Consider the following 12932-nt stretch of genomic DNA (forward strand, 5'->3'; position numbering starts at 1 on the left):
GCCACCTTCGGGTGGCCTTTGTTAGAGGGTGCCGGTTCCACCATCTGAACACCACACCTGGCCGGAAGTGTAGCTGTTGGCCGTTTCTGCGAGTGTGACGTATAACGGCGCAATTTCTGCGGGTTGCCCAGGACGACAAAGCGGCGCGGTGGCACCAAACTGCTCAATTTTCTCTTGTGGCTGCCCCCCACATACCTGTAACGCCGTCCAGTAGGGACCAGGTGCAACAGCGTTCACACGAATTTGCTGCTCTCCCAGTTGTTTGGCGAGAGATTTAGTAAAGGCAGCTATTGCCGCTTTTGTCTGCGCATAATCAAGTAAAATTGCACTTGGCTCATAGGCCTGAACTGACGAAGTGTTAATGATAGATGAGCCGCTCGGCAAGTACTCGAGTGCCGCCTTTGTTATCCAGAACATCGCGTAAACATTCGTCTTAAACGTTGCATCAAAATCTTCAGTGGAGAGCGTCAGAATGGATTTATTATATTGCTGTCGGCCTGCATTATTCACCAGAATATCCAGTCCGCCTAATTTCTCGTTAGCCTGATTAACCAACTGCTGACAAAATTCCTCAGAACGAATATCACCCGGAATTGCCACGGCTTTGCGGCCTTCTGCTTCAATTAATCGTACAACCTCTGCAGCATCTTGTTCTTCATCGGGCAAATAGTTGATAGCGACATCTGCACCTTCACGAGCATAGGCGATCGCTACGGCTCGGCCAATCCCTGAATCACCCCCTGTAATTAGCGCCTTACGACCGTCCAATCGACCAGTCCCTTGATAGCTTTCTTCACCATGATCGGGTTTAGGATTCATCTCGGATGCCAGCCCCGGAAATGCCTGATGCTGACGCTTAAAGGGTGGGGAAGGATATTGGTTAGTGAAAATTGACTTGTTGGTTGATGAAGTCATCTTGGTCTCCTGTAAGGTAGATTAAATTAACCCTGGCAGAAGAAGTTAAATTTGTCACGATCGGTTCTGCAAGTGGGTGGCTGGTTTTCAACGTGCAGCCATACATATTTATCAAACCCTTAACGCAATGCGATCGAATTATTTCTGCCACAATGATATTTTTTTCTTTCTTTATAAATCTCTACCAATGTGTGTTGCGAATTATTTCGCTGGTGTTGTGAATGTCAGTGAGAATTATCTGAAAACACCTCGGTGGATAAAGTAGGGGACATAATAATACGCCTGAAGGCGTCGTTTTCTTTTTTAGTACATCTGTGTCATCTAACTCCCCGGATTATACCGGGGAAGAATACGTAACTGCTCATTTTGATGCTTCACTGACTGTCGTGAGGAGAGTGGATGTTACGGGAGTGGGTCACTCCAGATCTTTTACGGATCACAGACAGGGACCTCGCGGGTTTTTTGCGCGGTAGTCAGCGCCATCCATCCAACCCCAGCGGCAAAGAGCAATAGCCCAGCACTGATCGCAATTGATAACCGCATACCGGCCATGAATGCTGCCTTTTCACTGGCTCGGACCATATAGCCAAACAACGCGACGCCAATAACGCCGCCGGTTTGACGGGCGGTGTTCAGCAATGCCCCCGCGACGCCAGATTGATGAGCCGGTGCGGCCGCCAATACGGCATGCGTAATCGTCGGAATCGCCAGCGCAATGCCACTACCCGCCAATAACATGGGTATGATGAGTGTCCAGTGCTCACCACCGGGAAGGGCGAGTAACATCAGCAGGTAGCCACTCGCCGAAATCAGCAATCCGCTGATCGCTAGCTCGCGCACTCCACGTCGCGTCATCAGGCGACCTGCCACCACATTCATCACCATTAAAATCCCCATCATCGGCAAAAATGCCACGCCAGTCTGTGCAGCGCTGAAGTGACGGATGTGCTGAAAATAGAGGCTGAAGACAAATACCATTCCATAGAAGGTTAAATTGGCGGCCAGACCGATAAAAGTGCAAGCCGCAAGGTTCGGGCACCTAAACAAGGATAGCGGCAACATCGGATCGGGTGATCGGGCCTCCGTGCGGATAAATACACCACCTAACAGCAGCGAAGTCACGAAGCAGCCAATAATTAACGGGTGTTGCCAGCCATAGCGACTGGCTTCTGTCAGTGAAAACGTCAGGCAACCGAGGGCGAAGGCACCTGACAGTTGTCCGGGCAGATCGACGCTTTTACCCGCTTGCGTCGGTGAAGGCGCGGCATAACGCTGTGCCAGCCAGAGACCGGCAATGCCGAGGGGCAAATTAAGCAGAAAAATGGCGCGCCAGCCAAAACTGCTGAGCAACAGGCCGCCAATCACCGGGCCTGCTGCCAGCGCGATACCGCCGCCAGCGCCCCACCAGCCAATGGCTCTGGCTCTGGCATCGGGCGTGGAAAAAGCCTCACGCAATAGGGTGAGTGATGTCGGGATCAGCAGGGCCGCACCAACACCTTGCAAGCTTCGAAATGCGATCAGTACCGACAGTGACGAGGCAAGGCCGCAGCCAACAGAACTCACAGTAAACAGCGCAAAGCCAAGTATAAAAAGCCGTTTGCTGCCAAACCGGTCAGCCAGCAGGCCAGCACTTAGCAATAGCGCTGAGAAAACCAGCGCATAGGCATTAACAATCCACTGTAATCCGGCCATATCACTCGAAAACTGATGACGCAGCGCTTCCAGTGCTACATTCACCACGCTCACATCAAGCAACACGATCACAAACGCCATGCAGGCGGCTACCTGCACCAGGCGGGGTTGATAAGAAGGAAGCATCATTTAGACCCTTAAAGGAAAAGAGCCTGAGCATAGGGCGTGGCTATCTGTGCGTAAATTCCCTATATTTGCACATCACTTCGCGTAAAAGTGCACATATGTTTAACTGGGAAGATTTACGATATTTTCATGCAGTCGCGCAAGGCGGCTCGTTATCAGCGGCTGCGCGGCTGTTGCAGGTTGATCATGCCACCGTAGGGCGGCGAGTCACGTCACTGGAACAACAGCTAGCCGGGTGTTTACTCGATCGTCAGGCGAGAGCCTGTGTACTCACGCCTCTGGGCGAGCAAGTTTTGCAGCTCACCCGCGCAATCGAACATCACGCCTTTGCGATTGAGCGTGCCGCGGATGCTGAACGTGCACCGGCGCGAGGAAAAGTGACGCTGAGCGTTCCCCCAGTGCTGGTTAACACCTTACTTACCCGCTGTATGTTTGATTTCCGGCAGAGGTATCCGGAGATACAATTGACGGTGGTCAGCCAGCCTGGCGTGGTATCGCTGACTCGCCGCGAGGCTGATCTTGCGCTTCGCCTGGTGAGGCCCACCGATGACTACGATGTCGCGCGTAAGCTGGGCGAAATGCCGTTTTCGCTCTACGCCCACAATGACTATCGATACCTGAATGATCCCGCCCGTTGGGAGTTTATTGGCTATGAGGAGCAATTGGCACGCATGCCTCATGCGAAATGGATCAATGAGATTGCCGGCCAGCGCCCGATTAGCTGCGCTGTAAGCGATATCATCAGTCAACATCAGGCGGCGAAGGCCGGATTGGGTGTGGCTTCGTTGCCACAATTTATTGGCGATAGCGATCAAGAATTACAACGTTTGCCGTACACGGGAGCAGGATTTTCACCTGAGGTTTGGCTGGTCGTGCACGCAGACCTTCGTGCCTCGCCGCTGTTGCGTAAGGTGATGGATTTTATGACTACAGCGGTGAAAACCACGCTTAACTGCTAATCTTCAACTGACACACCGACAAGGAGGCCAGATGAAGATTACCGATATTCCGTCGCAATACCTCAGCAATGCGCTGTTTCATTTTGCAGCGCCGACAATGACGCGGGTAGATGAGATGCTGGCAACGTTAAATGCCTTTGGCCCGCAGCATCATGCGTTTTTGCCCTGGTCAATCGGGCCGCATCACCGCAGCGCGGTGGCGGAGAATATGCAGGAGGCGATGGATAATTTTTCCCGCCAGGAAAATGAATTAAAGTTTCTGATCATCGATAACCAGTCGCAGCGGCTGTTAGGCTGCATCAGCCTGTTTCTTAAAAATCCGGCGATTCCTGCCTGTGAACTGGGTTACTGGCTGGCTGTGGAGGCAGAAGGGCGCGGCGTGATGACCCAGGCCTGCGAACAGATGACGGCAATGGCGCTGGCGTTATTTGCCCCGAAACGGCTGGAGATCACCACCGCCGGACGTAATCAACGCAGCGCTGCCGTTGCCCTGCGCTGTGGCTATCTGCTGGAAGCGCGCTTAAAGCACCATCGAACAGATAGCTACGGTGAAGTCGACGACACGCTGATTTACACCTGGCCGCTAAGTTGAGATTGAATGATCATGCGGCGGATAATTTCGCCGATTGTTTTAGCGGCTGTTTCTTCTTTCTCACCCCACTCCCATGACGTATTAATACGAAAACAGTGAGATAAAAGATCGGATGTTGAGAACATTTTTCCTGGCGCGATACTTATACCTTGCGCCAGGGTTTTCTTGCTCAGCTCACTGGCGTCCAGATTTCTTGGTAATTCCAGCCAGAGAAAATAGCCCCCCTCGTTATAATGAATGCTGACTTCACGAGGCAGGTGACGCTGTAAAATTTGCCCGATGCTTTTTTTTCGGCTAGAAAGCGTCCGCCTTAATTTTCTCAGGTGCTGCTCATAACTTCTGGTTGCCAGATAATCAACAATTGCAAGCTGCATGGGAGAACTGGTAGACAGCGTACTCATAAACTGTAATTGCTGAACGCGTGGCGCATGTTTTCCGGCAGCAACCCAGCCAATACGAAACCCGGATACCAGACATTTAGAAAAGGAGGAACAGTGTAATGTCATATCCTCCGTATCCCAGGCTTTGGCAGGCAGTGGTTTATCCCGACCGGCATAAAGTTCGCTGTAGACATCATCTTCGATCAGAACCACCTTATATTTGGTTAAAAGCGCAATAAGGCGTCTCTTTTTTTCAGGGGATAAGGTAAATCCCAGCGGATTTTGACAGTTTGTCATCAGCCAACAGGCTTTGACTGGGTAATCGATTAACGCCTGCTCTAAAGCCTCTAAATTGATACCTTCGTCTACATCTGTCGCAATGGATAAGGCTCTTAACCTCAGTCTTTCCAGTGCTTGTAGCGCATTATAAAAACAGGGGTTTTCGACGATAACCCAATCTCCCGGCTCGGTGACTGCCTGAAGGCTCAAATTTAACGCTTCAAGTGCGCCAGCCGTGATGACAATTTCTTCTGGAGAAATACTCATACCCTGTTGCGCATAGCGACGGGCAATAGCTTGCCTTAAATCGATATTTCCAGGTGGAAGATTATTGATGACGCTTAACGCTGATGTTGTTTTACTGGTATGAACGAGAGATCGATTCAATTGCTGATGGGGAAACAGCAGTGGGTCAGGGAAACCTGAACCAAAGGGAATAATAGAAGGGTCTTTACCCGCCTGCATAACCTCAAAGATGTAGGTATTAATATCGACGGCTTCGTCCTGATTCACCTGAGAAACAGGATGAGGTTTTAAATTATCCGCTTTTGGTGCGACATAATAACCAGACTGAGGCCGCGCAATCACTCTTCCCTGGCTCTCAAGTAGATGATACGCATGCCCAACCGTAACGAAACTCATCTCACTGGTTGTGACGAGTTCACGGATAGAGGGCAGCTTGTCGCCCGGAATCCATACGCCGAGCTCAATTTGATCGATCAACTTCTGGGCCAGTTGCTGATACTTCTTCATTTGCCACCCTCAAACCATCCTGAAAACGCTGCAATCACGATCTTTATATATTAGTCACTTAACTTACGCGCTGAGTGGCAGTCATAAAAATAGTCGACCGTGATTATAATAATTTCCAGTGGGCTTAATGAATAACAGTTTCAACAAAAAGCATAATAACAGTTTAAAAATGCCTGATTGTAGGCGGCGCGATAATCAATATTGATACTGCCCACTGAGTGGGCAGTATCAACTCTTTCGGGCAACTTACCTCAGCTCAAGGCGGGTAATGACCGCAGCAACCTCTGCAATATCATCCGCGGACAGCGGTCGAAGCGGGCGGGGCAGACAGTCAACATCCGTTAGCCCCAGCGCGCCCGCAGCGGCTGCCATGACGCGGATACTGCCGCCATGTTTGCGAAAAAGATCCCATAGTGGCTGTAGACGTTCGCTGAGCTGGGCAACGCGCTCGCGCTCTCCACGGGCAGCCGCGTCGGTGATTTCCTTCGCCGTCTGTGGGAAGAGGCCGCCGCAGACCGAGTACCACACTTCGCAGCCAGCGTTAAGGCCAGTGGCAGCGCTGGCGTCACCGCTGATGCCCACCGTCACGCCTGCAGGCAGCTTCGATTTCAGCCGCTGCACACGCGCCAGAGCGTCCTCCGGCGAAGGCGGGACGCCAGGAATTTTAACGGATCGGATACCAGCCAATGCAGCAATACGCCCGTGCAACTCGTCGGAAAACTCAAAGGTAGTGCCCGGATTATCATAGACACAGACTGGCACCGAAGCGTGCTGCGTTAGCGTCTCGAATAAGCCGAACACCTCATCGTCCCTGAGCTTTTGGTATGAAACCGGCGGCAGCAGCAACGCATTGGCCCCAGCCGCCTGCGCGTCATCGGCCAGGCACAGCACCTCATCAGTGCTGACCGACCCCACACAAACCATCAGCGGGATATTTTCCGCGTGGGATTTAGCAATGGTCGCTATCTGCCTGCGCTGTGGGCGCGTCAGGTAGGCGTAGCTACCCGTAGAGCCAAGCACGCCGATGGAATCCGCACCGGCTGACGTAATCCGTTCAAGGAGGCGAATAAAGCCGCGCTCATCAAGGCCTGCGGGCGTAACGGGCGTGAGTGGAAAGGCGCTCAGACCAGTAAACATAGGATGCTCCTGCTGGGTCAATGGGGTTAACTCAGGCGAGAATAGCAGCAACCCTGGCCTGGAGAAAGCGGGCGCTCTGCTTCAAGATGTCGTTCCGGTCAGAATTATCGGGCTGAGATGCCCCGTTTTCAGATAAAAAAATGCACCAGCGGCGCTGGCAATAAGAGCGGGCATATCACCCGGCGGAAACCGCAGCCAGCTTCCAGCTTCATAGCAACCTTCCGGCGCCCGAAGTTGACCTTTCAGAAGAAGGAGTTCCGCTCCACCTGTAAGTGGCGCACAGAAGACCCGCTCGCCCGGGGCAAGTTTCAGAAGCTGAACGGTCTCTGAAGTCCCTGAGAATAGGGGGCAGATTTGTCTGTGCGGCTGCCCCTGCCAGTTGGCTGCCTCCTGCGTATTTATTCTGAGCGGCTGGCGTTCATCGGCAGACATCTGGCGCAGCTTGACGAAAATGGTCGTGCCGTTGCGGCTTGAGGGTTGGTGAGAAGAGCCGTCCGGGCTGCGCAAGTACCAGCCGGCAGGGTGATCGACACCGTCTTCTGTAAACGTCCCGTCGAGCACCAGAATCTCCTCTCCGCCAGGATGGCTGTGTGCGGGAAATTCGGATCCGGGCGCATATCGGACAAGGCTTGTTGCGCGGGCCTGCTCGTGACCAATTCGGTCAAGCATCACCCGCTCAACGCCGGGCTGGGGAGAAGGTACCCACTGATAATCATCCGGGGTAATGATTGCACGCTGCGAAAAATCAGAATTAAGTAACATCATAATCAGTCATTAGAAGGCCCTCTTTCGTTGAGGGCGATTATCAGAAAGCCTGACGACTTCAACAAATCAGATAATCTTGCGAAGCAGAGTAGAAATTCTATGCCGTGAGGTGAAAATTACGCGGCCGGCATGGTTGCCAGCGCGGCGTAATGTTTGAGGGGACTATGAACGGCCTGAGATGACATCCTGAAGAAGCCAGTCATGGAAAACGTTTACTTCATCGCGCATGACTTTTTGTTGCGGGGTGACCAGATAATAGGACCATTTGAGCGGCCACCGGTGGTCGGGGTGCAACTGGACCAGTTGCCCTGTTTCGATATGGTTTTTCACCAGAGCGTGTCTGACAATAGCGACTCCTCTGCCGCTCAGGGCCGACAGGATCACGGCTGAGGTAGAGTTAATATGCAGCCCGCTTTCCAGCGCTTCGGGTGCACCGACCGCCATCAGCACATTATCCCATGACGGAAATTCCGCGCCTGGATGCGGTGTGTCATCGTGTATCAGTTTTTGCGTGGCGAGCCATTCACTGCAGGCCATTTTTACGGGTGGCACCAGGCGCGGGCTGCAAACCAGAACGGCTTCTTCATCCATCAGCCAGGTTTTACTCACGCCAGGCCAGTCGCCCTGTCCGCAGCGAATACCGATATCAGCCTCGCCATGCGACACGTCCATCAGCTTTTCAGTGACGTTAAGCCGCAGATCGATATTTTCGTGCGTTTCCGAAAACCGGTTCAGGCGATCCATCAGCCAGTTCATCACCAATACCTGCGAGGCTGTTACCACCACCACCGAGCGCGACCGGCGACCCCGAAGCTTGTTCAACCCGGTTTCAAGTTTGTCGAGACCCTGTGTGATGTCCTGTAGCGCATCCTGCGCCTCGTCAACCAGCGTCAGCCGTTCTTTTCCTGAGCGGGTGCGGTGAAGAAGGGGGTGTCCGACCCAGTCCTCAAGCGAGCGTACCAGTTGGCCTACTGCGGCGGGCGTAACGCCCAGTTCCTGTGCCGCACCGGTAAAACTGCCGTGCCTGGCGGTGGCTTCAAAAGCATGCAGCCATTTAAGCCGGTTTAACGATCGCATAATGGACATCCTGATTTCATCATTTTCCCCAGTATACGCGAGCGAGAAAGATTTTCTTTCCTGAGTCGCAATTTCTTCTCAGTCGTCAATCAGGGGGCCGGGTGGCATTCTGATTTCACACGATGAGGAGCGTGACTTTTCATCTATAACAACGGTATGAATTTAAAGAGGTTAGCAATGAACGCATCTTTTGCCGGTAAAAAACTGTTAGTGGTTGGCGGTACAAGCGGTATGGGCTTCGAAACGGCAAAGCGGGTTCTGAAAAACGGTGGTAGCGTGGTGCTTGTTGGTAATCGCCAGGACAAAGCAGAGCAGGCTCGCCTGGCGCTGGCTGCCAGCGGCCAGGTTTCTATCATCGTTGCCGACCTGATGAAAGAAGAAGGTATGCAGCACGTGGTGGATATCATTAACGCCGAACATAAAGATATCAGCCTGCTGGTCAATGCGGCTGGCGTGTTTTTCCCGAAAGCGTTCACCGAACATGAAGCGTCAGATTATGACATGTACATGAGCATTAACCGCGCGACGTTCTTTATTACCCGTGACGTGGTGCGCAATATGGTTGAGGCAGGCATTAAAGGCGCGATCGTTAATATCGGCTCCATGTGGGCACAACAGGCCATCGGTGCCACTCCGTCTTCAGCTTATTCAATGGCCAAAGCCGGCCTGCACGCGCTGACTAAAAACCTGGCCATTGAGCTGGGTGAAAAAGGGATTCGCGTGAATGCAGTTTCTCCGGCGGTTGTTCACACGCCAATTTACGAAGGCTTCATTCCAAAAGACGACGTGAAGGATGTGATGAACAGCTTTGACAGCTTCCACCCAATCGGTCGCGTGGGTACGCCGGCTGATATTGCTGAAACCGTTGCTTTTCTGCTTTCTGACCAGACTGGCTGGGTCACCGGCGCTATCTGGGATATCGATGGCGGTGTGATGGCTGGCCGTAACGCCTGATGAGCATGTCGCACGTGCTTAAACGCGTGCGGCACTGGAGTCATTATGCAAAACCAGACCGCGCATTTTTACCTTATCCGCCCCCGGCCTGGATGAGGTACTCACCATGAATCAGGATGATTAATCACATGTCCGCAGAATATTTCCTGTCTGTAGCAGAACAGAAAAATAATATTATTCGGCTATCAACCGCGCAGGCGCTCGCGGGTGCAAACTCCGTGGTTTTCTATGCCACGGGGGCCATTGTCGGCAATGCTATCGCCCCCAGCGGCGCGCTGGCAACCTTGCCCATCACCATGTTTGTTCTTGGGATGGCGGCCTGCATCCTGCCGTTAGGTTCACTGGCGCGGAAAAAGGGGCGAAAAGCTGCATTCATGGTCGGCACCGGAACAGGCGTTATTACCGGCCTGGCTGCAGCTCTCGCCGTGGTCGTTGGCTCATTTTTGCTGTTCTGCATCGCGGCATTTTTGGGTGGTGCATATGCGGCCGTCGCGCTCAGCTTTCGGTTTGCCGCTACGGATGGCGTCGCGCCTGAACGCCGGGCTCGGGCTTTGTCGCTGGTAATGGGAGGCGGTGTGATAGCTGGCGTGGTGGGTCCTATGCTGGTTTCAGGAACGATGCACCTCTGGCCGCCTCATACCTTTGCCGTCACGTACCTCGCCCAGGCTCTCGTGGCCGTCATTTCGGCCTTTATACTCAAAGGCGTGAAAACCACAGAACCTGTCGATGCAATAAAAACAGGGGGACGGCCTTTACGCGAAATTGTCAGCCAGCCAGGGTTTGCCCGCACCGTATTTAGCGGTGCGGTCACCTATATGGTGATGAACTTCCTGATGACGGCAGCACCACTCTCGATGCACATGCACGGCATTTCTCAGCAGGCGTCCAATCTCGGGATTCAGTGGCATGTTATTGCCATGTATGGTCCGGGTTTTTTCACCGGCAAATTAATTAACCGCTTTGGGGCCATGCGTATTGCGGCTGCGGGTCTGCTTATTACGGCATGCTCTGTCCTGGCCGGACTCGCCGGAACCGATATTTTCCACTACTGGCTGTCGCTGATTTTGCTGGGTTTGGGCTGGAATTTTGGCTTCACCGGTGCATCAATGAAGATCATTGAGTATCACCGTCCCGAAGAGAAAACACAGGTTCAGTCCATGAACGATTTCGTGGTGTTTGGGGTGATGATCGTGGGGTCATTTTCTTCAGGGGCTCTGCTCAATCTTTACGGCTGGAACGCCGTCCTATGGGGGTCTCTGGTTCCCATCGGGCTTGCCTTATCCGGTATTGTTAGCAAGTTGCGGGCAAAAAAGCAGAGTGAATTAAGCACCTGAGGCGGTTTTATCGGTCGCCCGCAAGCGGGTTGTGTTGAGGTGAAAAGTATTTAAAGCCCAAAATCAACGAACATGATTTTGGGCTTTTTAGGCTTGTCTGCCGGGATAATAAACTACAGCGTCATGATCATTTCATGCCAGGCCATGCCGCCATGATCTGACTCCGAAGGTTTGATATACGCGTAGCCGAATTTTCTGTAGAGCTCAACGTGGTGCGTCTTGCACATAAGATGAATGGTTTTCTTGCCCATCTCTCTCATCGCACTGATAAATGCCCGCATCATTAAACCGGCGTAACCTTTGCCCTGATAATCAGGATCTAGCACCACTGACATGATCACAACGTTCGGCGCAGCGTCATCATGGCCGACCAACTCTTTAAATTCTTCGTCTGACATCACAACGTCCCAGGCACACCCGGAATTGATGAAGCCAATCAACGTTCCATCCAGCTCAGCACAAAGAAATCCTTCGGGATACTGTTGGATACGGGTGGCAATTTTTTCCCGTGTAGCGGCTTCGTCACCTTCATAGGCCTCGCTTTCAATGGCATAACATCTGTCGAGGTCTGACATGCTGACTTTACGGAAAACTGGAGTAGTCATTTTTCACCTGCGGTTTCTGGTTCTGGACGGCAGCACTATACCCGAATAACATGATGAACATACTGCATTCTATTCATAGGTAAGATGAACAATATGCATCAGGAATTGCGTGTACTCGACATGAATCTGCTGCTTGTTTTTGATGCCATTTACCGGCATCGCAGAATAAACATGGCTGCCGGAGAGCTGGCAACCAGTCCTTCGGCGTTGAGCCACGCGTTGTCACGGCTCAGGACAACCCTGGGTGATGAGCTTTTTGTCAGGCAGGGCAGTCACATGCAGCCCACGGCCAGAGCCCACGTCATTGCCCCCGGTTTATCTGCTGCGCTGAATGCAATGTCGGAAAGTCTGCGGTCAGCAAACGTATTTCGTCCTGAAAACAGCACCCAGACCTTCCGCTTTGCTGTAACAGACTACACGGCAGCCGTCTTTTTCCCGGCGCTGGTGACCCGCTTACAGCAGACTGCACCCGGCATATCGGTTAAAGCCATCTACTCTACGGGCCATGATTCGCTGGAAGACCTTGTCACTGGTAAAGTGGATTTCGCCATAGGATTTCAGACGCCGGAGATGAGCCATCACAGTCAGCTTGGCGTGATTGAGGGATTCAGAGATGACTATATGGTTGCCGTGAGCAGCCGTCACCCGCGCATCACTGACAATCTGACACTTGAGCAGTTTCTGGCGGAAGGCCATGTGGTGGTTAATCCGTGGAATGAAGCCCGTGGAACGATTGACCAGGAGCTGGAAAAACTGAATATCCGGCGGCGCACTGTGGTCGAACTTCCCAGCCTGTTATCAGCGCCTGCCATCGTCGCAAATTCAGAGCTGATCACCACACTGCCTGAAAGAGCAATGGCAACCCTGTTCAGCTCGGAAGCCCTGACCTGCTTTAAAGTGCCATTTTCTGTTCCGGCCTACGCGCTGAACGTCTACTTCCACAATGCCCGGAGCGTGACCCCCGGCCATTACTGGATGAGAGAACGCATACAAGAGTTGATGAACGCGTTAAATCATCAAGCAGCAACATAATTGACATCCTCCCCCACCTTCACGCTACGCGACTCAGGTGGGGGATTCCCGTTTACAGGGTGGCTACCTGATTACTCAGTCGCCGGGTTCCTGCTGCTGACGGCCTTAAGGCACCGTTCACTTCACAGGCTAAAACGGCATGTCCTGCCGCTAAAATATTACGCGCGCCGTTTATATCCGCGTTCTCTTTATAACCGCACGCAATACAAATAAAGCGGGATTGAGACTGACGGTTATCTTTATGCGTATGACCACAACAGGCGCACTTCTGGCTGGTATAAGCCGGGTTTATCGCTAACACCTGACCACCCAGCCAGGATTGCTTGTACTCA

13 protein-coding genes are annotated in these 12932 nt (G+C 52.6%); 5 read left to right on the forward strand and 8 right to left on the reverse strand.

Annotated elements, in window-relative coordinates:
- Positions 1 to 21: 21 nt before the first annotated feature.
- Together F3J40_RS10735 and F3J40_RS10740 are read right to left on the reverse strand one after the other, a co-directional pair.
- The gene (locus F3J40_RS10735) at positions 22 to 915 is read right to left on the reverse strand and encodes an SDR family oxidoreductase (RefSeq protein ID WP_167014437.1); all 894 of its coding nucleotides are present in this window, start codon (positions 913 to 915) and stop codon (positions 22 to 24) included.
- A 429-nt stretch (positions 916 to 1344) separates the two neighbouring features.
- Entirely contained in the window at positions 1345 to 2736 is a 1392-nt protein-coding gene (locus F3J40_RS10740; RefSeq protein ID WP_240155401.1) for an MFS transporter, read from the reverse strand.
- 95 nt (positions 2737 to 2831) lie between these two features.
- Between F3J40_RS10740 and F3J40_RS10745 the strand changes: the two genes are divergently transcribed.
- Together F3J40_RS10745 and F3J40_RS10750 are read left to right on the forward strand one after the other, a co-directional pair.
- Positions 2832 to 3692, forward strand: a complete 861-nt coding sequence (locus F3J40_RS10745) for a LysR family transcriptional regulator (protein WP_167014439.1) — start codon at positions 2832 to 2834, stop codon at positions 3690 to 3692.
- 31 nt (positions 3693 to 3723) lie between these two features.
- The gene (locus F3J40_RS10750; protein WP_167014441.1) at positions 3724 to 4284 is read left to right on the forward strand and encodes a GNAT family N-acetyltransferase; all 561 of its coding nucleotides are present in this window, start codon (positions 3724 to 3726) and stop codon (positions 4282 to 4284) included.
- Here F3J40_RS10750 and F3J40_RS10755 read toward each other — a convergent pair.
- From F3J40_RS10755 to F3J40_RS10770, 4 genes are all read right to left on the reverse strand, one after another.
- On the reverse strand, positions 4263 to 5696 hold the full coding sequence (locus tag F3J40_RS10755; RefSeq protein WP_167014443.1) for an aminotransferase-like domain-containing protein: 1434 nt from the start codon (positions 5694 to 5696) through the stop codon (positions 4263 to 4265). The genes F3J40_RS10750 and F3J40_RS10755 overlap by 22 nt on opposite strands.
- Positions 5697 to 5942: 246 nt before the next feature.
- Entirely contained in the window at positions 5943 to 6833 is an 891-nt protein-coding gene (locus F3J40_RS10760) for a dihydrodipicolinate synthase family protein (protein WP_167014446.1), read from the reverse strand.
- A gap of 81 nt (positions 6834 to 6914) precedes the next feature.
- Positions 6915 to 7598, reverse strand: a complete 684-nt coding sequence (locus F3J40_RS10765) for a cupin domain-containing protein (protein ID WP_167014448.1) — start codon at positions 7596 to 7598, stop codon at positions 6915 to 6917.
- A gap of 162 nt (positions 7599 to 7760) precedes the next feature.
- A complete protein-coding gene (locus tag F3J40_RS10770) occupies positions 7761 to 8675 on the reverse strand; it encodes a LysR substrate-binding domain-containing protein (RefSeq protein WP_167014449.1) in 915 nt (304 codons plus the stop codon).
- Between the two features lie 177 nt (positions 8676 to 8852).
- On the opposite strand from F3J40_RS10770, the gene F3J40_RS10775 reads away from it, so the two are divergent.
- Both F3J40_RS10775 and F3J40_RS10780 read left to right on the forward strand, forming a co-directional pair.
- Positions 8853 to 9629 carry an SDR family NAD(P)-dependent oxidoreductase gene (locus F3J40_RS10775; protein ID WP_167014451.1) on the forward strand — a complete coding sequence of 259 codons (777 nt, stop codon included), beginning with the start codon at positions 8853 to 8855 and terminating at the stop codon, positions 9627 to 9629.
- 128 nt (positions 9630 to 9757) lie between these two features.
- Positions 9758 to 10963 (forward strand): MFS transporter, encoded by a 1206-nt coding sequence (locus F3J40_RS10780; RefSeq protein ID WP_167014453.1) that lies wholly within the window; start codon positions 9758 to 9760, stop codon positions 10961 to 10963.
- A 113-nt stretch (positions 10964 to 11076) separates the two neighbouring features.
- Here the strand turns inward: F3J40_RS10780 and F3J40_RS10785 are convergent, their stop codons facing one another.
- Positions 11077 to 11568, reverse strand: a complete 492-nt coding sequence (locus tag F3J40_RS10785; RefSeq protein WP_167014455.1) for a GNAT family N-acetyltransferase — start codon at positions 11566 to 11568, stop codon at positions 11077 to 11079.
- Positions 11569 to 11661: 93 nt separating this feature from the next.
- Here F3J40_RS10785 and F3J40_RS10790 point away from each other — a divergent pair, with 93 nt between their 5' ends.
- Entirely contained in the window at positions 11662 to 12600 is a 939-nt protein-coding gene (locus tag F3J40_RS10790) for a LysR family transcriptional regulator (RefSeq protein ID WP_240155403.1), read from the forward strand.
- A 52-nt stretch (positions 12601 to 12652) separates the two neighbouring features.
- On the opposite strand, the gene F3J40_RS10795 is transcribed toward F3J40_RS10790, so the two are convergent.
- A partial coding sequence (locus tag F3J40_RS10795; RefSeq protein ID WP_167014459.1) for a zinc ribbon domain-containing protein occupies positions 12653 to 12932 on the reverse strand: 280 nt, incomplete at its 5' end.

This window comes from Candidatus Pantoea multigeneris (genome assembly GCF_011752615.1).
Taxonomy (GTDB): domain Bacteria; phylum Pseudomonadota; class Gammaproteobacteria; order Enterobacterales; family Enterobacteriaceae; genus Pantoea; species Pantoea multigeneris.

What these genes read in the sequence shown, in the direction of transcription:
- F3J40_RS10735 (WP_167014437.1), bottom strand. Translation starts at nt 915, where the DNA reads ATGACTTCATCAACCAACAAGTCAATTTTCACTAACCAATATCCTTCC.
- F3J40_RS10740 (WP_240155401.1), bottom strand. Translation starts at nt 2,736, where the DNA reads ATGATGCTTCCTTCTTATCAACCCCGCCTGGTGCAGGTAGCCGCCTGC.
- F3J40_RS10745 (WP_167014439.1), top strand. Translation starts at nt 2,832, where the DNA reads ATGTTTAACTGGGAAGATTTACGATATTTTCATGCAGTCGCGCAAGGC.
- F3J40_RS10750 (WP_167014441.1), top strand. Translation starts at nt 3,724, where the DNA reads ATGAAGATTACCGATATTCCGTCGCAATACCTCAGCAATGCGCTGTTT.
- F3J40_RS10755 (WP_167014443.1), bottom strand. Translation starts at nt 5,696, where the DNA reads ATGAAGAAGTATCAGCAACTGGCCCAGAAGTTGATCGATCAAATTGAG.
- F3J40_RS10760 (WP_167014446.1), bottom strand. Translation starts at nt 6,833, where the DNA reads ATGTTTACTGGTCTGAGCGCCTTTCCACTCACGCCCGTTACGCCCGCA.
- F3J40_RS10765 (WP_167014448.1), bottom strand. Translation starts at nt 7,598, where the DNA reads ATGATGTTACTTAATTCTGATTTTTCGCAGCGTGCAATCATTACCCCG.
- F3J40_RS10770 (WP_167014449.1), bottom strand. Translation starts at nt 8,675, where the DNA reads ATGCGATCGTTAAACCGGCTTAAATGGCTGCATGCTTTTGAAGCCACC.
- F3J40_RS10775 (WP_167014451.1), top strand. Translation starts at nt 8,853, where the DNA reads ATGAACGCATCTTTTGCCGGTAAAAAACTGTTAGTGGTTGGCGGTACA.
- F3J40_RS10780 (WP_167014453.1), top strand. Translation starts at nt 9,758, where the DNA reads ATGTCCGCAGAATATTTCCTGTCTGTAGCAGAACAGAAAAATAATATT.
- F3J40_RS10785 (WP_167014455.1), bottom strand. Translation starts at nt 11,568, where the DNA reads ATGACTACTCCAGTTTTCCGTAAAGTCAGCATGTCAGACCTCGACAGA.
- F3J40_RS10790 (WP_240155403.1), top strand. Translation starts at nt 11,662, where the DNA reads ATGCATCAGGAATTGCGTGTACTCGACATGAATCTGCTGCTTGTTTTT.